This window comes from Candidatus Vondammii sp. HM_W22 (genome assembly GCF_022530855.2).
In the GTDB taxonomy this organism is placed as follows: Bacteria; Pseudomonadota; Gammaproteobacteria; order Chromatiales; family Chromatiaceae; genus Vondammii.
The window spans coordinates 1,885,080-1,904,103 of record NZ_CP099567.1; the positions used below are offsets into that span (position 1 = coordinate 1,885,080).

Genomic DNA, 19,024 nt, shown 5'->3' on the forward strand with positions numbered 1-19,024 from the left:
CCCGCTAACATTATCCAAGCACAATAAAACCAAGCCAACAACTTGGCTAAATTGTATCCTGCTGCTGCCAAAACCATATCAGCCTCAGGGAACCTCCAAAACCCCGATAAAAGCCAATAAATCTCTAGCAAATCTGGAGAGCCCGGTTGTCTTCACTCTCATTTTTCTGGTAACACCTATATCCATACCTTGCTTCATCCGGCCAGCCACACCAATCAACGCATGTTGTACACCAAATTTATCATACCAATCTTCACGCCGGCCCTGCCTTGCTCGATGCTACGCACTAGTCGATTGGCCTGCTGGGCAAACACGTGCTCGAGCCCGAACTCTCGATCGTTTTCGGTTTGCCTCTTGCTCCCGTTCATTCAAGGGGCGTTTGCGTGTCAACTTGCGGTGAATCTGACTGCGGTAATGCGCACCCGGTAAAGCGGCTTCTCGTTTTACACTGTGGCAAGCAGAATCGGCCCAGACACTTCCATTACTGTTGTTTTCATCCAGCAGTTCCTCGAAAACCTAGCTATCCCCGGCTTTGATCTGCCTATTTTCCTCTCGCGTATTATGTTGCTTGGGTACTGGAGCGATAGCGGCATCTACAATCTGTCCCTTGCGAGCACTGAAGCCTGCTGCATCAATATGGATCAATAGCTTCTGAAAAAAGTTTACATGCTTACCTAACAGGCTCAGCTATTGAGCCGGTGGTCATTGCATAATATAAGCCACTGAATACAGAGAGTTTTCTATCATGCCAAAAAATACAGTGCAGTGCAGTTTCAAAAAGGTCCTAGTTTGCACGAATTTATTGAAAAGTATGGTTCTGAAGAGCAATGTCAACAAGCATTGTACCGACTGCGTTGGCCTACAGGATATATATGTCCTGAGTGTGGCAACACAACAGGTTGTGAACTCAAAAGCCGTAAGATATATCAGTGCCATAAATGCCACCACCAAAGCTCCCTGATTGCTGGCACCAAGCTGCCGTTGAAGAAGTGGTTTCTGGCCATCTATTTGTTGACTCAGCGTAAAAAAAGTACTTCTGCCTTGCAACTGTCCCGTGAAATTGGTGTGAACTACAATACAGCCTGGAAGCTCAAGCACAAACTGATGCAGGTGATAATGGAACGTCAGAGTCAAAAAAAACTGGCTGGTCGCATCGAGATGGATGATGCCTGTATTGGTGGTGAGAAACCGGGAAAGCGTGGGCGAGGGTCTCGTAATAAAATCCCTTTCGTGGCAGCTATTGAGACGACGCAGGACGGCAGGCCAATGAAGATCCAACTGCGTCGGCTCCGCGGTTTTCAGAGTGCGGAGATCGCTCGATATGCCAGATCCAGTCTGTGTGCTGGCAGCACAGTTCTTTCTGATGGGCTCTACTGCTTCAGAGCAGTTACAGATGCTGGATGTTATCATATGCCTATCGTCACTGGCGGTGGGCGAAAGTGTACCCAGCTCTCCACCTTTAAATGACTAAATACCATGCCTAGTAATATCAAGAATGCTTTGCAGGGAACCTTTCATGCTATTCGTAAAAAACACGTACCTCGTTATCTCGCTGAGTTTGAATATCGCTTTAATCGCCGGTTTAATCTTCCGGCTATGATTGAACGATTGCTCTGCGTCGCGTTACGTACACCACCGATGCCTTATCGTCTCCTGAGGATGGCTGAGGTTTATGGGTAATCAGGAAAGTTTATCAACAAGGCCCTATTCTTTCAGGCGCTCATGATATACCCAAACCGGGGACCTTACCCTCCGGGCTCAACCCAAGAAAATGATAAAAGCTATAGGGATCCCGTATTTGGAACTCTGCTTGATCACCGGACAGATTGAATAAATTCTGTAGAACCAACACCTTGAACATCAGCACCGCATCGTAAGGTGGATGCCCACCTTTACTGGGACTACTGTTTTTATAAACTGAGCCCAACAATACCTGAAAAGTCTCCCAGTCTACGGTCCTTTCCAGCTTTGGCAGCGGGTCTCCCGGTTGCTCAAGGAGTTCAAGTCAGCCTTGATGATCAAAAAACTCGGTTGCATGGATTTTATCAATGGTTGATTGAATTGGTTGCTATTGCGTGCGTAAGTTTAACAGTGTACCAAGAGACCATTTTCATCTCTTTTTGAAGGAGTGCGAATGGCAGTCTAATAAAGAAGAAAAGCGGGGTATCTGGTTGATTTGTTGTTGCGAGACATCAAAACAACCGTTGGAGATACTCCACCATGAGTAAGAATAACGTTGTTAAGCTGGCAGGTCGCGATACGATTATCGATCCGCTGACAGAGTTGCCGAGAAGCGGTGCAGAGCAGTTGATCTACCAAGCGGTGGAGGCCGAGCTGCTGGCGGAGCACGTCGAGCGACGAACAGAGGATGGCAAGGCGGGGGTGTGGTGCGTAATGGTCACCTGCCAGCTCGTAAACTGCAGACAGGATTGGGGCCGGTCACGGTCAAGATCCCCAAAGTTCGCGCGAAGACCGGCGAGCCGGTGACGTTCCGATCAGCTCTGGTGCTGCCGTATGTACGCAAGACGAAGTCACTGGAAGCGGCACTGCCGTGGCTCTACCTGAAGAGGATTTCCAGTGGAGAGATAGGTGAAGCCCTTAAAGTGCTGGTGGTTCCGGATGCAACAGGCTTGTCGGCCGGCAGGGTATCGCGTCTGAAGCAGGTCTGGACAGAAGAATATCGGAGCGGGTGCGAGGAGCGCCTGGATAAGGACCATTGGGTGTATGTGTGGGCAGACGGTGTCTACAGTGGACAGAGAGCAGAGCAGACGAAGCTGTGTGCCCTGGTGGTGATCGGCGTGAATGAGCGTGGTGAGAAGCATTTTCTGGCAATTGAGGATGGTGTACGGGAGTCCACGCGGACTAAACCCGCCCAAATTGGCAAACAGAGCGCTGTTAAAACTGAAGTCACTCGGAGACGGTGCTATGGGCTTCTGGGCTGCACTGGAGGAAGTGTATCCAGAGACGCGTCAGCAGCGCTGCTGGATGCACAAGACCATGAACGTGCTAAACTGCCTGCCAAGGTCAGCTTAGCCGAAAGCGAAGCAGGCACTGCATAACATCTGGCAGTCGGAGACCCAGGCCGATGCGGAAAAGGCCTTTGATCTGTTTATCAAAACGTATGAGCCAAAGTATCCGAAGGCTGCCATCTGTCTGCACAAAGACCGAGAGGAACTGATGGCTGTCTATCAATTTCCTGCGCAGCGCTGGCAGAGCATTCGGGCCAGCAATCCGATTGAATCCACCTTCGGGACATATATATCCGGTAGGCCAACGGAGTTGGTACAATGCTTGTTAGCATTGCTCTTCAGAACTAATATTTGAGGGTGTCCTGAATTCTGTGTAACTGTCTATCATTAAACCCAAGCGTGGTTGAGGATAGGCACTATGAACAAGAAAGAACTACAGGCGATCACTCATGCGGCCGCTAAAAATATCAAGACGGAAGACGACCTCAAAGACTGCCATCAGATGCTAACCAAGATTACGGTCGAAGCGGCACTGAACGCTGAGTTAGATGATCATCTTGGCTTTGAAAGGCACGAGCAGTCCGAAGCTGATAATAACCGCAACGGCTATGCCAGTAAGACTAACCGAACGGAAGCTGGCCAGTTCGAGCTCGATACACCACGCGACAGAGCTGGGAGTTTCGAGCCCAAGCTCGTTAAAAAAACACCAGCGGCGATTTACTTCCATGGACGACAAGATTATTTTCTTGTATGCCCAGGGGATGACAACACGAGAAATCGTCACGACCGTTAAAGAAATGTACGGTGCTGATGTCTCCGCCACCTTGATTTCCAAAGTGACTGACGCTGTTATTGAACAAGTGATTGAATGGCAATCTAGGCCACTGGATGCGGTCTATCCCATTATTTACCTGGATTGTATTGTCGTAAAAATCCGGCAAGACAAGAAAGTGACCAATAAGGCAATTTATCTAGCACTGGGCGTGAACATGGAGGGCCACAAGGAATTGTTGGGGCTCTGGCTGTCAGAGAATGAGGGTGCCAAGTTCTGGCTCAATGTACTCACAGAGCTCCAGAATCGCGGCGTGAAGAATATCCTGATAGCCTGAAGGGCTTTTCAGATGCAATCAATACAGCGTTTCCCGAGACTCAGATCCAGCTCTGTATTATTCACATGGTGCGCAACTCGATGAAGTATGTGCCCTGGAAAGACTACAAGGCAGTGACGGCAGACCTGAAGAAAATATATAAGTCTGTCACCGAAGATGAAGCGCTACTGGAACTTGATAATTTCTCTAACCGATGGGGCGGCAAATATCCCCAGCTCAGCCGTTCGTGGCGTAGCCACTGGCACAATCTTAATACCCTGTTTGGCTACCCTGAGGACATCCGCAGGGCAATCTATACAACCAATGCCATCGAGTCAATGAACAGCGTGGTTCGCAAGGTAATTAAAAAACGGAAGCTATTTCCGACCGACGACTCGGCAATGAAAGTGGTGTACCTGACGGTGCAGCAAGCATCAAAAAAATGGACCATGCCGATTCGCAATTGGAAACCAGCACTGAATAGATTTATGATTGAGTTCGAAGAATGCTTGGCGGAATACATTTAACCCGGGCAGTTACACGGAAATCGTTACACCCTCCCATATTTTTCAATAAATTCGTGCAAACTAAGACCTTTTTGAAACTGCACTGTATTTTTCGGCATGATAGAAAACCTTCTGTATTCAGTGGGTTCTATTATGCAATGACCACTGGCTCAATAGCTGAGCCTGGTAGGTAATCAGGTAAGCCAAAGCCAAAGCCAAAGCCAAAGCCAAAGCCAAAGCCAAAGCCAAAGTTGCGTTGATTGTGCGTGAGTCGCAATAACCTGTCGGCTATCTCAGCATTTTCATTGCTGAGTTTAGCTTGATAACGGTAACAGCTTTCGCTGATACCCCAGGTCTCACAGGACAACCGAATACTCACTGCCTTGTCCAACACCGCTTGTTGTGCCAGATTACGTCACTGCCGAGGCCTTACCACTTTTTTTCAAGAGCCTCCTTGCGCAGCTCAGATTTGATGCGTTCTTCGGCATACATTTTCTTGAGTTGCCGGTTTTTGGCTTCAAGCTCTTTTAAACGAGATATCATGGACGCCTCCATGCCTCCATGCCTCCATGCCTCCATGCCTCCATGCCTCCATGCCTCCATGCCTCCATGCTTACTGCGCCATTTCGCACTGTTCATGCCGTATTCACGGCACAGCTCAGGCACAGGGCTACCAGTCCCCGCCTGCTTTAATATCGCCATTATTTGGCTGTCGCTGTATCTCGATATTTTCATGCAGAATCTCCTTAAAATCATTATCAGAAAATTCTACTTTTAACTCCACCGGTTTTTAGGGGGGATTACCCCTACTGACAGTGCTTCAGAACCGCGGTGTGAAGGATATTCTGATAGCCTATGCGATGGCTTAAAGGGCTTTCCTGATGCAATCAACGCGGCTTTCCCGGATATCCAGCTCTGTATTGTGTGGTACGGAACTCGATGAAGTAGGTGCCCTGGAAAGACTACAAGCCTGTGGCGGCTGATTTGAAAAAGAGTTACCAGCCCATCACCGAGGAAGAAGCCCTACCGGCGCAGGATAAATTCTCTGACCGATGGGACAACAAATACCCCCGGATCAGCCGCTCCTGGAGTGCCCATTGGCAGAATCTCAACACGCTGTTCAACTACCCGGAGGACAGACGAAAAGTGATCTACACGAACAACGCCATTGAGTCGCTGAACAGCGTCATTCGCAAAGCGATCAATTTTTACCTTTATCCCCCAAGGCATTTGATAAAGCAGCAGCCATTGCTCCGCCTTTAATCTGCTCTTTTCTCTTCGGTTGATGTGGCTTGTTTGATCTGTTCTGTTTTGTTTCTGCACGAGGCCCGTTACTTCTATGTCTGGAATGATCCTCACTCCGATCTGCCAGACGCATAGTCAATGCAATACGCTTGCGTTCCAGGTCAACTTCAATAACTTTAACCTTCACCAGGTCACCGGCTTTAACCACTTCTCTTGGATTTTTAATAAATTTTTCGGCCATAGCGGAGATATGAACTAGGCCATCCTGGTGCACACCAATATCAATAAAGGCACCAAAATTGGTGACATTGGTTACCACGCCTTCAAGCACCATGCCGGACTTGAGATCTGATAGTGATTCCACTCCCTCCTGAAAACTGGCGGTTTTAAATTTACCCCGGGGATCACGCCCCGGTTTTTCAAGCTCAGCGATAACATCTTTCACTGTAGGCAAACCAAAGTGCTCATCAACAAATATCCTAGGCTCCAGTTTTCGGAGAAAGGCACTATCTCCCATCACTTCCTTCACCGAACGTTTGACACTCTTAATAATACGTTCGACCAGCGGGTAGGCTTCTGGGTGAACCGCAGAATTATCTAGGAGGTTATCTCCGTTGACAATACGCAGGAAACCCGCAGCCTGCTCATAGGTCTTTTCACCCAGACGTGAGACTTTCAACAATGCCTTGCGATTGCTGAATGCACCGTTCTTATTTCGAAATTCCACAATATTATTGGCAAGTGTCTGGCTTAGCCCGGAGACTTGTTTCAACAGTGCAGGCGAAGCCGTATTGATATCAATCCCGACAGCATTTACGCAATCTTCTACAATATTACCCAGAGCTCGCGACAGACGAGTCTGGTTGACATCATGCTGATATTGGCCAACACCAATCGCTTTTGGCTCGATCTTTACCAGTTCGGCCAGTGGATCCTGTAGCCGCCGGGCAATAGAGACAGCACCCCGCAGCGAGACATCCATATCAGGCAGTTCCGATGAAGCCAGTTCCGATGCGGAATAGACAGATGCACCGGCTTCACTCACCATCACTTTCAACAACTTCAAATCAGGATATCGCTTGATAAGATCGGCGGCCAGACGGTCCGTCTCCCGGGATGCAGTGCCATTGCCAATAGCAATCAGCCTGACATTATGCCGGGAAGCCAATTTAGCAAGCGTAGCAATCGATTCATCCCACCGATTTTTTGGTACATGAGGATAGATGGTATCTGTATCCACCGCCTTTCCAGTAGCATCGACTACAGCCACCTTCACTCCGGTTCTCAGCCCTGGATCCAGCCCCAGAATGGTGTAGTTACCTGCAGGTGCTGCCAGCAGCAAATCATTCAGATTATTGCCAAAGACACGTATCGCCTCCTCTTCTGCCGACTCCCTGAGTCGCATTTTCAATTCCAGATCCAGATGGGTGAATATTTTTACCCGCCATGCCCAGCGCACGGCATCTTTCAGCCAGCGATCTGCCGGTCTTGCCAAGTCTTCAACCCCTGAAGCACGGGCAACCATCACTTCACAGGGCGCTGTGCCTTCTACCGCTTCATCAACAACTAACTCAAGAATAAGCAAACCTTCATTGCGCCCGCGAAAAAGTGCCAACGCCCGGTGTGATGGAATATTTTTTATCGCTTCGGAATAGTCAAAGTAATCACTGAATTTTGCGGCTTCACGCTCTTTACCTGTAACCAACTGCGATTTAAGCGTGCCATTTTCCCAAAGGTACTCCCGCAGCTCACCCAACAGTTCGGCATTCTCGGCGAAGCGCTCCATCAGAATCTGCCGGGCACCATCCAGGGCGGCTTTGACATCAGCTACCCCTTTTTCCGGATCGATATAACCGGCTGATTCATCTTCAGGATCAAGCTCAGGGTTTGTCAGTAAATCGATGGCAAGAGGCTCAAGCCCGGCTTCACGTGCTATTTGCGCCTTGGTCCTGCGTTTCTGACGGTAAGGCAGATAGAGATCCTCAAGCCGGGTCTTGGTATCTGCCAAAAAAAACTGCTTCTCCAACGCCTCCGTCAGCTTGCCCTGCTCTCTGACACTGTTAACAACCACCTTCCGCCTGTCTTCCAGTTCTCGCAGATAACCCAGCCGCTCTTCGAGCATTCTCAACTGTATATCGTCAAGTGCGCCTGTCTTCTCTTTACGATAGCGGGCGATGAAAGGTACCGTAGCTCCCTCATCTATTAAATTCACAGCCGCTGCGACCTGCTGGTTGGTAACACTCAGCTCTTCTGCAATTCTGTTAATAATTTTCTGCATTTCCACACATATATAGTTGCGATAAAAACAAAGCCGGTCCGTAAGACCCGGCTTGATCAGAAGTTCAAAAAACAGGTTCTCAGGATGTGCTACAGCTGTCTCCATATACAGACATAACCGCCTTCAGTTCATCGAGTACTCGCTGACGCTGCTCTTCTGACAGGTGGGCCAATTCTACCAACGACTCTCCTTGCTCCATCAGCAGGATATCCTAGCGAACCGATTGACAACCTTTTTTAAAGATGGCTTCCACTCCCATTTCAACATTTGTCTTTGCCATATTGTCAGCTCATGCATCTAAAGGCTCGCTTCAAAATAACGCCATACCCTGCTCACCAACACCTGGACACCCTCATTGAGAAGTTGCCTCAGCCAAATTGGAGCGCTGAACTATAACCGATTTTTATCCCATTTGACCTTCCCCCCATCTTAATACCAAGACTTGGATGAGATAATTCATTCTAAGCGGCCCTATTCACAAAGGCCACAGGTGACAAATAATTTAATGCGCTATGAGGCCGCACGTGATTGTAGTGCTCTCGCCATTGATCAATTTCATGTCTAGCGTCATCAATGGACCTGAACCAATGCTGATTTAAGCATTCATTTCTGAATTTACCGTTTAAGCTTTCTACAAACGCATTCTGAGTAGGCTTACCTGGCTGAATAAAACCTAGCTTAACGCCACTTTCTTTTTGCCAGTAGAACATCGCCTTGCTAGTAAACTCAGTACCGTTGTCGCAGATTATTTGATCCGGAGCGCTCCTTAGCTCAATCACCTGAGTTAAAAAACGAGCGACCTGGTGACCATTGATCGAGAAGTCAGAGAGCTGGCCAATAACTTCTCTTGAGTAATCATCAATCACATTAAATACTCGAAAGCGGCGACCATTAGCCAACTGATCACTGACAAAATCCATTGACCAGCGTATATTTTTACCAATGGGCATAATCGTTGGCATTCTTGGTCGTATTATCTTCTTGCGTTTTTTAGTCCTCACTTGAAGACCTTCTTCGTTATAGACTCGGTAGGTCCGCTTCTTGTTTTTCACAAGCCCCTCTCCTCTCAGGAGGCCATGTAAAAACAAATAACCATAACTCGGATGCTTCTTTGCCAGCTCAAGTAACCGTTTGCGTAGAGGCTCATCTTTTCCCCATTGAGTAACGTACCGAAAAGCGGTTCTACTTAAGCCTGCTAATTGGCAAGCTCTACGCTCACTTAATTTGAATCGCGACTTAAGGTAGCTCACGATTTGTTTTCTATCAGCAGGCTTTACCACTTTTTTGAGAGCACATCCTTCATCGCCTCAGCTTCAAGCATTTTCTCGGCAAGTAACTTCTTAAGCTTGTTGTTTTCGCTTTCAAGCTCTTTGAGCCGTTTGGCTTCTGAGACATCCATGCCGGCGTACTTGCTTCGCCAGTTATAAAAGCACCCGGTTGAAATGCCGAACTGACGACAAATGTCATCAACTTTTATCCCTGACTCATGCTGCTTGATGGCACCAATAATTTGCTCTTCTCTGTAACGCTTCTTCTTCATCTTGAGATCTCCTAATACACAGACTAATTGGAAATCTCATCCTTGTCATGGCTCTATTTCTGGGGGAAAGGTCACATTCTCCCCCGGTGAATGAATCATTTCTGAAACCATGCACAGCAATTATTCTGCATTTGTTCTTTATTTATCCCCCTTCATCCGCTAGTATAGAACCTAGAGAGAACTTAATTAGCCTGTCACGACCACACAAAGACCCCACAGGCATCCAAAATTGGAACTGAATCGAGGAGAAAAGCATGAAACACCATTCTGAATACATTATGCACGAGCAGGTGCAGAATCTTATTCCGTCAATTATGGAATATGACGTAACCTTCGAACATCATTCAAAAAATACTCCTCTTCACCTTATGGCTATAGGTGCATTGGCCTCCGTCTATATCATTGCCATGGCTTTTTCCGGTTAGTAATTTGTAAAGGTGCTTTTCTCACGTCTGAGAGATGCTCCTGTAATTAATCCATAGATTACGGGAGCATCTTCCGGAGTGAATTACCAGACCCGAACAGACACCGATCCAAAATTCCCAATACGCATCGAACACGATTGATCAACAGTGGTATTAAATCCCCTCTCCCACTGATTCTTAGTTCCATTCTATCTTTTCTCAATCCGCATAAAAACGGATATACCACGTTCCGATCATAGCAAACCCTGCCAGCACTCCATCAACCAGATAATAACCGAGTTCCAGTACAGGCAATTATAAAAATAGTGGAAAAACTGATGATAAAAAAATCCTAATGGCTGCTGCAATAATCACACTTTTTTCAGCCAACACACTGACATTTATTGAAATGGGCACTTCCAGCCTAACACCCTGGTTACTCCTTGCAGGGCTGAGTCTGTCGGCATTTATATTTTATACGCACAGTCGGGGAAATTGTGACAACTTTCTGGTCTGGAGAGAAGAGTACAGTGGTAATCTCCCCATTTTCAGCTGCGCACAAAAGTAGAGCTTATGCGGCTTGCGCCAACTTCTGATACGGTGTTATTCCTCCAATGGCCATGTTTGGCCGCTCTGTATTGTAGCGCCACAACCATTGAGTGGCGGTGTGCTGGGCATACTCGATCGACTCAAAGAGATGCTGGTTCAGCCATTCATGTCGAACTGTTCTGTTAAAACGCTCCACGTACGCGTTCTGTTGCGGATTGCCGGGCTGGATATAGTGTAACTTAATCCATTGTTTCTCTGCCCACTCCATCAGTTGACCACTGATTAGTTCGGGGCCATTGTCGCAGCGAATGGAATTTGGCTTGCCTCGCCACTCGGTGATCTGTTCCAGTGCACGAATGACACGCACTGCCGGTAACGAGAAGTCCACCTCAATACCCAGCCCCTCACGATTGTAGTCGTCGATGACATTGAACGTCCTGAAGCTACGGCCATCGGCCAGGCTGTCATGCATAAAATCCATCGACCACATGATGTTAATTTGACGAGGTACAGCTAGCGCATCCGGCACGTCGCGCTTCAATCGACGTTTGGGCTTGATCCGCAAGTTCAGCTCAAACTCCCTGTATACGCGGTATACACGTTTATGATTGTAGGGGTAACCCTTCACATTGCGCAGGTACAAATAGCATAACTCGAAACCCCAGGTTCGATTGGTCATCGTCAATCGGAGTAACCAATCTGCAATCAGTGCGTTGTCGCTCGAATGCTTGGCCTGATAGCGATAGCAGGTCTCGCTGATACAGAATGCACGACAAGCCAAGCGTACCGACACGCCATCCTGCGTAGCTGCGATCTTGGCCATCTCCTTGCGACGAGATGGCCTTACCACTTTTTTGCCAGGGCCTCCTTGACGATCTCCGCCTCTAATTTGGTCTCGGCGTACATCTTCTTGAGTCGCCGGTTCTCATCCTCGAGTTCCTTCATACGCTTCATGAGAGAGGCGTCCATGCCGCCGTATTTGGCGCGCCACTTGTAGAAGGTGGCACTGCTCATGCCATGCTCCCGGCACAGATCGGAAACTGGTGTGACAGTCTCAGCCTGCTTGAGAATAGCAATGATCTGGCTGTCCTTGAATCTTGATGTCTTCATGCAGAATCTCCTGCGTTCATATTACGAGAAAATTCTACTTTTGGCGTCAGCTACTTCCCGGGGGATTACCCAGTGTCGGCATAGAGTCTATGGACAAGGACCATAAGAAGCTGCTGAATCTGATAAATAATCTCAGCGCGTGCATCCTCTGCACCACTGGAGAGGAGTTTGAACGCCATAATCTGAGTGAACTAATTGCCTATACACGCAATCATCTCAAAGCGGCAGAGGATCTGCTACAGACAAATGGCTACCCTGATTATGAAGGCCACAAAGCACAACACGATCAAATGATCAGCTATGTCGAATCCTTTGTCAGAAAATATGATGCTGTAGGTAGAATTGATTATGACAGAATCATTTGATTTCCTGATTTCCTATGAAACTCAGCACTCCTTTGGAACTGTGATTTTTATAGATACGATATGAGCGCTGGAGCTTGAACTTAATCATCAAGCTCCAACATGGATAAGTTGTACGATTTCAGATATCCGCCACTAGTAACCCACCGACTCCGGCAACAACAACCGACAGCATGGCGAAATCAACAGAGGTCCGCGCCTTCAGTTCAGATATCATCTGTAGGTGCCGATCAAAGGGGGAATGATTTGCTCCCGCCCACTGATCCATCATCTTTTTGCTGTTTTTGTTCAATTTGGTGCTCTTCAGAATCTTTGCAGTCAGCTTTCGCTGATAACCACTGAGGGTATCAATCAATCTGTTTTTTGCCAGATAGTGCCAGTGCGTCTGGATATCAAGTCCGGCGATCTGCTCACGCAGCCAGTGGAAATCCAGCATCATGCCCAGGTTAAAATAGAGCGATGCCACCAGAGGCACCTGTTGGTCACCTTGCCTGGCAACCTCCACGATATCCAGTGCCAATGAGAGTGGAGCAACTGAAGCGACCCGCTGGGCAATATCGCGAGGTGCACCTGCATGGACAAAATATTTGATTCGCTTATTGAGGCTCAGTCTATCCTTGGCCGCCAGGGGCTTGGGTATTTTTTCCGCCAACTCAGCCACGCCATCCTGGAAATAGTCCACTAGATCCCGGATAACCACATTGTTACGGCGTGAGCGAAGAATCCAAATCACCGTCTGATGCAGCATTCTGGCCACTTCACGCATCATCTCAATCTGTACCGCCGCAGGCACCTTATTATCCAGTAACTCAATATCATCCCAAAGCTGATCGGTTCCAAAAATCTTGCTTGCGGAAAGATAAGCACGTGTTACACCGGCAATGCTCACACCGACATCTTCGCGTACCCTAAAGCCAAATCCAGGCCCTATGTGGTCGACAATACTATTGGTCAGGTTGGTTGAGATGATCTCCCTTTTTAGTCGGTGGGACAACATCTCGTCATAATATTTTTCACCAAGAACCTTGGGGAAATAACCGATCAGCTCAGTCAGTAAAAACGGGTCATCAGGTATATCCGAATTGATTAATGCTTCGTAATAGGTCATCTTGCTGTAAGGGAGCAAGATTGAAATTTCAGGCTTTGTCAGCCCTTTTCCCGCCGCTTGACGGTCTGCAATTTCTTTTTTATTTGGCAGAAATTCTAGCTCTCTGTTTAGAGTGCCATTCTGCTCAAGAAAATCGATAAACCTTGCGTGTTCATAAAGTCGGGCCGGAGCCTCTGAATTGATCACACTGATCGCCTGGGCCTGGGCATAATTGTCCGCCAGCACCAAATCGGATATCTCATCAGTCATCTGAACCAGTAGTTTATTACGCTGCTTTTGCGTCATATCACCATTGGCAAGTGTCTGACCCAGCAATATTTTAATATTTACTTCGTGATCCGAACAATCGACCCCTGCTGAATTATCAATGGAGTCGGTGTATACCAATCCACCCTTTGCTGCATATTCAATCCTGCCTAACTGGGTAAGTCCAAGGTTTCCACCTTCCCCAACCACTTTGCAGCGAAGCTCTCCACCATTGATCCGAAGCGCATCATTTGCCTTGTCTCTGACATCGTCATTGGTTTCTGTTGCGGCTTTAATGTAAGTGCCTATGCCGCCATTCCAAAATAGGTCGACCTGGGCCTTCAGGATGCTGCAGATCAGTTCATTCGGCCTTACACGATCACTCTTAATACCAAGCATTCCCTTGACTTCGTCGCTGAGTGTTATGAATTTTGCATTGCGGGAAAAAATACCTCCTCCTTTTGATATCAGGTTTTTTTTGTAATCCATCCAGCTCGACCTGGGAAGCTTGAACAGGCGCTCCCGCTCTTTAAAAGAGGACTCAGTATCCGGTTCCGGATCAAGAAAAATATGCATATGATTAAAGGCTGCAACCAGTTTTATATGGCGTGACAGTAACATGCCATTACCAAATACATCGCCTGCCATATCACCAATACCGATTACCCGGAAGTTCGTGGTTTGGATATTGACACCCAGTTCACGAAAATTCCGCTTAACCGACTCCCAGGCACCTTTGGCGGTTATGCCCATTTTTTTATGGTCGTAACCGGCCGAACCACCCGAAGCAAAGGCATCCCCCAGCCAGAACCCATACTCATTGGAAACACCGTTGGCTATATCGGAGAATGTCGCCGTACCCTTATCCGCTGCTATCACAAGGTAGGGATCATTATCGTCATGCCTGACAACATTTTCCGGGGGAATAATCTCACTACCTGACAGATTATCGGTCAGATCCAGCATCCCTTTCAGGAGAGTTTTATAACAAAAGATAACCTCCTTCATCATCTCATCCCTGTTGTCGGTATCAAGAAGACGTTTAACGATGAAGCCGCCTTTTGAGCCCACCGGCACAATAACGGTGTTCTTCACCATCTGCGCTTTCATCAACCCCAATACCTCGGTGCGAAAATCTTCCATTCGATCGGACCAGCGCAAGCCGCCACGCGCCACCTTCCCCCCCCGTAGATGGACGCCTTCCATCCTGGCTGAAAAGACAAAAATCTCAAACATCGGCATAGGCAGAGGCATACCGTTGATCATCTTTGGATCAACCTTAAACGAAAGGTAGGGTTTGGCCTCTCCGGCGCTGTCAGTTTGAAAGTAGTTGGTGCGCAAAGTTGCCTGAATCAGGTTGATAAAACCACGTATGATCTGATCCTGATCGAGACTCGAAACAGACTCCAGCATCGCCTCTATTTTTGCCAGTGCCTTTTCAGTTTTCACATTAGAATATGCATGCTCGGGGGAAAATCTAAGGTTGAATAGACCAATCAGCAGACAGGTGATATCCCCGTGCCTTGTCAGGGTCTCGATAATATAAGATTGACTGAAGGGTATTTTGATCTGCTTGAGATAGCGGCTATAGGCACGCAACAGCACCACCTGCTTCCAAGAGAGTCGTGCATCCAGAACAAGTTGGTTGAATCCATCATTATCCGCATCGCCTTTCCAGACTTTAAGGAAAACCTCCTGAAAGAGTTTACCGGCACCATTTGTCAGATTCTCAGCACCCTTGGCATAGCGCATTGAAAAGTCATGAATCCAGACATCTCCGGATTGATGCCTGATCTGATAAGGACGTTCACCAAACACGCTCAATCCCATATTTTCCAGGATAGGAATGGCTTCTGAGAGGGGTACCGGCTTATCAACCGAGTAGAGTCTGAAATGAACCCTGTCGGCAGATTCGACAATTGGACGGTAAAAATGCAGACCCAGTTCATTATCAGCTTGCGCCTGTTCGATTCTGGCTATATCAGATGCGGCGGTACGGGGGTGAAAATCTTCCCGGTAACCGCCGGGAAAGGACGTTGAATATTCCCGGAAATACTGTCCGGCAATCGCCTCGCCATAGGTCTCTATCAGGGCATTGTCCAGGCCGTCCTGCCATGTCAGGGTAGCCTCTATGACTTTCTCTTCCAGCTCTTTTTCGTCGTACTCTATGATGGCATCCGGTACGCAGTGAACCACGAAATGAATACGCGCAAGAATCGATTCTGAAAAGAGCGTGTTGAACTGAACTTCAATACCCTGAAAGGTTTCCACCAATACCTTCTGTAGACGGATTCTAAGCTCCCGGCTAAAGCGCTCACGGGGAAGATAGATAAAACAGGAGTAGAAACGATTGAAAATATCTTTGGTCACAAACAGCCTTGTGCGCTGGCGTTCCTGAAGACTGAGTATGCCCAGTACGACCCCGAGCAACTCCTCAGTGGAATTCTGGAACAACTCATCCCGTGGATAGGTATCAAGTATATTGTGCAAAACCCTGTTCGAGTGACTCAAAACGGAGATTTCGGTACTCTCAATAACTTCTGTAACCTTTTTCCTCAGCAGCGGAATATCCCTTGGCGGGCTGTTATAGGCTGAAGATGAAAACAGGCCCAGAAAACAATGGAGACCAATGACGTTCCCTTCCTGGTTGTAACGCTTGAGACCGATAAAATCCATATAAGCCGGCCGATGAACCGTTGATTTAACATTGGCTTTTGTAACCACAATACAGCACGGGAATTTTGAGTACTGCTCACCCAATACAGGAATAACAGACTCTATTTTCTTGTTCACGTCTTTTGATTGCCGAAGCAGACCGAGAACAGAATCATCAAGCAATTTCAGCATCTCCTTGCCATCTACAGCCACAAAATCAAATTCACAATAGGATAGAAAAGTGAAATGGTCACCGCCGATCCAGTCAAGAAAGGCGACAATCTCTGATAGTCCATCTTGATCAATCGGAGGAATTTGATCGAGTATTTCAGCTTTTACTGACTGAACACGGGCTTTCATATTCTGCCAATCATTATTGGCACATTTAATATCATTGACAATGGTGAGAATCATCTCCTCAAGGGCTCTGAGTACATCAGATGAGAGTTGCCTTTCAACCTGGAAGCTGATGATTGATTCGGTGTTTCCTTTACCCCTGGCAATTTCGCTTATCTCCAGCAAATCACCTTTTTTATCGCGCAACGCCTTAATCACCGGATGTATGGTCAAGCGTATGGTCAGGCCGGCCCGGTTCAGTCCCATGGTAAGTGAATCGACCAGAAAGGCGAAATTATCGGTCACCACTTCGATAATGGTATGGGCGCTCTGCCAGCCGTGTTCTTCAAAGTTCGGGTTGTAGGCACGTACCATTGCGGTGCTGGTTTTTCTCTTTTTCAGCAACAGCCAATGTGCAATTACTGCCCCCAGCAAATCCTGGATATTCTCTTCTTCAATATCCTCAATCGAGGTATAGCGATAATAGGTATTCAGCAATGCCTGTATCTGCTTGGCATCCTGCTTACTGAACTCGGAATACTCCGGTTTGGAGAACTTTTCGATCAGCTGTTTTTCTAACTGGTTTTTTTCTTTTCTATTCATCATCCTACCGTTGAGGGCCTGAAAATAAGGGAAATATACGATTAAATCCTGGGGCAACTATCCCAGTGGCAATCAGTTATAAAGGTAGTCGAGCAGGGAAGGATTTACCAGTAAAAACAGAATATTTTTTCAGGTAATAATATTTTTTATTTCAACCAGTTACAGGATTAGTCTCGAAACTTAATCAAATTAATCCGAATTCCCCTCCAGGGGATGCAGCGGGGTTTATATTGCAGGCTTGAAACAGAGAACGAATCAGGCGTATTCATCAATACCCAGAAGAGAACTGACCCTCTCCCGCTCTTCTGAATCGTTGAGAGTGCGATAAGAGGAGATCGCATGACGATTACGCTGAGTGGCGCCGTTATCGATAACAGCGCGTTTTTGCAGGAGATCAGCGGTTATCTGAAGCCTATTCAACAGATCCGATGTTAAGGTGACAGGTGCCGGCTGTTGTTTAACCGGTTGCTGGGTGGAGTCTTTCGAAGGGGCATACGGCTCAACCGGCACCAGCGCCCGCTGGACCGTGGTATCAAATAACGATGTTCCAATGGAATTGATGGCGTTCATAGTACCCATCAGTCTATGGGAGGCATCCGTTCAAACCTCACCACAGCCGCTATTTTTTAACCGGGAGGCCAACCCATGCGACGACCGCCCACCAGATGCATATGGATGTGAAAGACCACTTGACCACCCTCCTCGTTACAGTTCATTAATGTACGGTACCCTGGCTCTGCGATGCCTTCCTGTTCTGCCACTTTGGCTGCGGCAAGGGAGAGCTTGCCGATCAGTTCAGCATCTTTCGGCTGCAGGTCATTCAGTGTGCTGATATGGCGCTTTGGTATCAGCAGAATGTGAATTGGCGCCTGAGGGTTGATATCCCTGAATGCCAGAACATCCTCCTCCTCATAGACCACATCGGGCTCGATCTCACGTGAGATCATTTTACAGAACAGGCAGTTATCCATTATTTTACCTTAATTTCAGTTTTCTACCGGATGCAGAGGTAGGCCTCTTCGCATTCTCTCAATCTCATTTCCGGTTCAAAATGCACGCCGACCGGCAAAGGCATGAGAGAGTGTACCACCATCGACATATTCGAGTTCACCACCCAGGGGCACACCATGAGCGATGCGGGTCACTTGGATATCCAGGCTTTGCGCCATCTCGCTGATAAAATATGCAGTTGCTTCACCCTCTACCGTCGGGTTGGTTGCCAGTATCAACTCTTTCACACACCCCTCACCCATAATCTGTTGCAGCCGATCGAGACCGGTCTCTCTGGGTCCGATGCCATCCAGAGGTGAAAGCCGTCCGCCCAGCACAAAATAACGCCCGCTGAAGTCAGTCGCCTGTTCAATCGCCACCACCTCGGCTGGTGTCTCCACGACACAGAGTTGTGAATCATCCCGTTTGGGATTGGCGCAAAGACCGCAGATGTCGGTCTCGCTGAAAGTCCGGCAGCGGCTGCAGTGACCAATTTTCTCCATCGCTTCTGCCAGTATGCGAGAGAGATGCATGCCGCCTTCACGCTCCCGTTCCAGGAGGTGGAACGCCATTCTCTGGGCAGATTTGGGCCCTACCCCGGGCAGGCAGCGCAAGGCATCTATCAGTTGATTCAGCAGGGGTTTTTGAGACATGGTATTCAGAATGGCATTTTAAAGCCAGGGGGAAGACCCATACCGGAAGTGACACCGGACATACTCTCCTGGGTCTTGTCGGCCACCCGGTGCACCGCATCATTTATTGCTGCGGCAACCAGATCTTCCAGCATCTCTTTGTCATCCCCCACCAGGGTTTCATCGATCTCGATCCTGCGCACTTCATGCTTGCCGTTCATCGTCACTTTGACCATGCCGCCACCGGATTCACCCGTCACCTCTTCCTGAGCCAGACGTTCCTGTGTCGCCTGGAGGTCGGCCTGCATCTTCTGGGCCTGTTTCATCAAATTGCCTATTCCGCCTTTCATCAAGTGATCCTCATTTTGAAACGACTGGTAATAATTGGACTGAGTTTTATTAA

Annotated in this window: 12 protein-coding genes and 5 pseudogenes; 5 read left to right on the forward strand and 12 right to left on the reverse strand. The window is 47.9% G+C overall.

Annotation, left to right across the window (positions count from 1 at the left end; all coding sequences use genetic code 11):
- Nucleotides 1-215: 215 nt before the first annotated feature.
- Together MN084_RS10560 and MN084_RS10565 are read right to left on the reverse strand one after the other, a co-directional pair.
- On the reverse strand, nt 216-368 hold the full coding sequence (locus tag MN084_RS10560) for a hypothetical protein (RefSeq protein ID WP_241086436.1): 153 nt from the start codon (nt 366-368) through the stop codon (nt 216-218).
- Nucleotides 369-516: 148 nt separating this feature from the next.
- Nucleotides 517-645, reverse strand: coding sequence for a hypothetical protein (locus tag MN084_RS10565; protein ID WP_277400324.1), 129 nt, complete (start codon nt 643-645; stop codon nt 517-519).
- Nucleotides 646-765: 120 nt separating this feature from the next.
- On the opposite strand from MN084_RS10565, the pseudogene MN084_RS10570 reads away from it, so the two are divergent.
- A pseudogene (locus MN084_RS10570) lies at nt 766-1,680 on the forward strand (IS1595 family transposase).
- Nucleotides 1,681-1,720: 40 nt separating this feature from the next.
- On the opposite strand, the gene MN084_RS10575 reads toward MN084_RS10570, so the two are convergent.
- Nucleotides 1,721-1,861, reverse strand: coding sequence for a transposase (locus MN084_RS10575; protein WP_330178020.1), 141 nt, complete (start codon nt 1,859-1,861; stop codon nt 1,721-1,723).
- 359 nt (nt 1,862-2,220) lie between these two features.
- On the opposite strand from MN084_RS10575, the pseudogene MN084_RS10580 reads away from it, so the two are divergent.
- Both MN084_RS10580 and MN084_RS10585 read left to right on the forward strand, forming a co-directional pair.
- Nucleotides 2,221-3,255 (forward strand): annotated as a pseudogene (locus tag MN084_RS10580) (IS256 family transposase); the annotation flags it as partial.
- 132 nt (nt 3,256-3,387) lie between these two features.
- Nucleotides 3,388-4,584 (forward strand): annotated as a pseudogene (locus tag MN084_RS10585) (IS256 family transposase).
- A gap of 202 nt (nt 4,585-4,786) precedes the next feature.
- Here MN084_RS10585 and MN084_RS10590 read toward each other — a convergent pair.
- Nucleotides 4,787-5,298 (reverse strand): annotated as a pseudogene (locus MN084_RS10590) (transposase); the annotation flags it as partial.
- A 65-nt stretch (nt 5,299-5,363) separates the two neighbouring features.
- Between MN084_RS10590 and MN084_RS10595 the strand changes: the two are divergent.
- Nucleotides 5,364-5,766 (forward strand): annotated as a pseudogene (locus MN084_RS10595) (transposase); the annotation flags it as partial.
- Here MN084_RS10595 and MN084_RS10600 read toward each other — a convergent pair.
- The 3 genes from MN084_RS10600 to MN084_RS10610 form a co-directional block, all read right to left on the reverse strand.
- Nucleotides 5,765-8,086 carry a Tex family protein gene (locus MN084_RS10600; RefSeq protein WP_241086589.1) on the reverse strand — a complete coding sequence of 774 codons (2,322 nt, stop codon included), beginning with the start codon at nt 8,084-8,086 and terminating at the stop codon, nt 5,765-5,767. The pseudogene MN084_RS10595 and the gene MN084_RS10600 overlap by 2 nt on opposite strands.
- A gap of 461 nt (nt 8,087-8,547) precedes the next feature.
- Nucleotides 8,548-9,626 (reverse strand): IS3 family transposase gene (locus tag MN084_RS10605; RefSeq protein WP_241086434.1). Its coding sequence is split into 2 segments (ribosomal slippage): nt 8,548-9,374 and nt 9,374-9,626, totalling 1,080 coding nucleotides; the frame shifts between segments, so codons are not numbered across the junction.
- Nucleotides 9,627-10,601: 975 nt separating this feature from the next.
- A protein-coding gene (locus MN084_RS10610) for an IS3 family transposase (protein ID WP_330178021.1) occupies nt 10,602-11,689 on the reverse strand; the annotation gives its coding sequence in 2 pieces (ribosomal slippage) (nt 10,602-11,437 and nt 11,437-11,689; 1,089 coding nt in all).
- An 89-nt stretch (nt 11,690-11,778) separates the two neighbouring features.
- On the opposite strand from MN084_RS10610, the gene MN084_RS10615 reads away from it, so the two are divergent.
- A complete protein-coding gene (locus tag MN084_RS10615; protein ID WP_330178022.1) occupies nt 11,779-12,054 on the forward strand; it encodes a hemerythrin domain-containing protein in 276 nt (91 codons plus the stop codon).
- A gap of 118 nt (nt 12,055-12,172) precedes the next feature.
- Here the strand turns inward: MN084_RS10615 and MN084_RS10620 are convergent, their stop codons facing one another.
- The 5 genes from MN084_RS10620 to MN084_RS10640 form a co-directional block, all read right to left on the reverse strand.
- Complete coding sequence (locus MN084_RS10620) at nt 12,173-16,999, reverse strand: NAD-glutamate dehydrogenase (protein WP_241086431.1); 4,827 nt, start codon at nt 16,997-16,999, stop codon at nt 12,173-12,175.
- A gap of 255 nt (nt 17,000-17,254) precedes the next feature.
- Complete coding sequence (locus MN084_RS10625; RefSeq protein ID WP_241086430.1) at nt 17,255-17,569, reverse strand: hypothetical protein; 315 nt, start codon at nt 17,567-17,569, stop codon at nt 17,255-17,257.
- 56 nt (nt 17,570-17,625) lie between these two features.
- On the reverse strand, nt 17,626-17,970 hold the full coding sequence (locus tag MN084_RS10630) for a histidine triad nucleotide-binding protein (protein WP_241086429.1): 345 nt from the start codon (nt 17,968-17,970) through the stop codon (nt 17,626-17,628).
- A 75-nt stretch (nt 17,971-18,045) separates the two neighbouring features.
- Nucleotides 18,046-18,642 carry a recombination mediator RecR gene (recR, locus tag MN084_RS10635; protein WP_241086428.1) on the reverse strand — a complete coding sequence of 199 codons (597 nt, stop codon included), beginning with the start codon at nt 18,640-18,642 and terminating at the stop codon, nt 18,046-18,048.
- A gap of 5 nt (nt 18,643-18,647) precedes the next feature.
- On the reverse strand, nt 18,648-18,971 hold the full coding sequence (locus tag MN084_RS10640) for a YbaB/EbfC family nucleoid-associated protein (RefSeq protein ID WP_241086427.1): 324 nt from the start codon (nt 18,969-18,971) through the stop codon (nt 18,648-18,650).
- Nucleotides 18,972-19,024: the final 53 nt, after the last annotated feature.

Excerpts from the sequence above, each read along its gene's own strand:
- MN084_RS10560 (WP_241086436.1), bottom strand. The coding sequence starts at position 368 with ATGAACGGGAGCAAGAGGCAAACCGAAAACGATCGAGAGTTCGGGCTC.
- MN084_RS10625 (WP_241086430.1), bottom strand. The coding sequence starts at position 17,569 with ATGAACGCCATCAATTCCATTGGAACATCGTTATTTGATACCACGGTC.
- MN084_RS10620 (WP_241086431.1), bottom strand. The coding sequence starts at position 16,999 with ATGAATAGAAAAGAAAAAAACCAGTTAGAAAAACAGCTGATCGAAAAG.
- MN084_RS10600 (WP_241086589.1), bottom strand. The coding sequence starts at position 8,086 with ATGCAGAAAATTATTAACAGAATTGCAGAAGAGCTGAGTGTTACCAAC.
- MN084_RS10575 (WP_330178020.1), bottom strand. The coding sequence starts at position 1,861 with ATGTTCAAGGTGTTGGTTCTACAGAATTTATTCAATCTGTCCGGTGAT.
- MN084_RS10615 (WP_330178022.1), top strand. The coding sequence starts at position 11,779 with ATGGACAAGGACCATAAGAAGCTGCTGAATCTGATAAATAATCTCAGC.
- recR (WP_241086428.1), bottom strand. The coding sequence starts at position 18,642 with ATGTCTCAAAAACCCCTGCTGAATCAACTGATAGATGCCTTGCGCTGC.
- MN084_RS10630 (WP_241086429.1), bottom strand. The coding sequence starts at position 17,970 with ATGGATAACTGCCTGTTCTGTAAAATGATCTCACGTGAGATCGAGCCC.
- MN084_RS10640 (WP_241086427.1), bottom strand. The coding sequence starts at position 18,971 with ATGAAAGGCGGAATAGGCAATTTGATGAAACAGGCCCAGAAGATGCAG.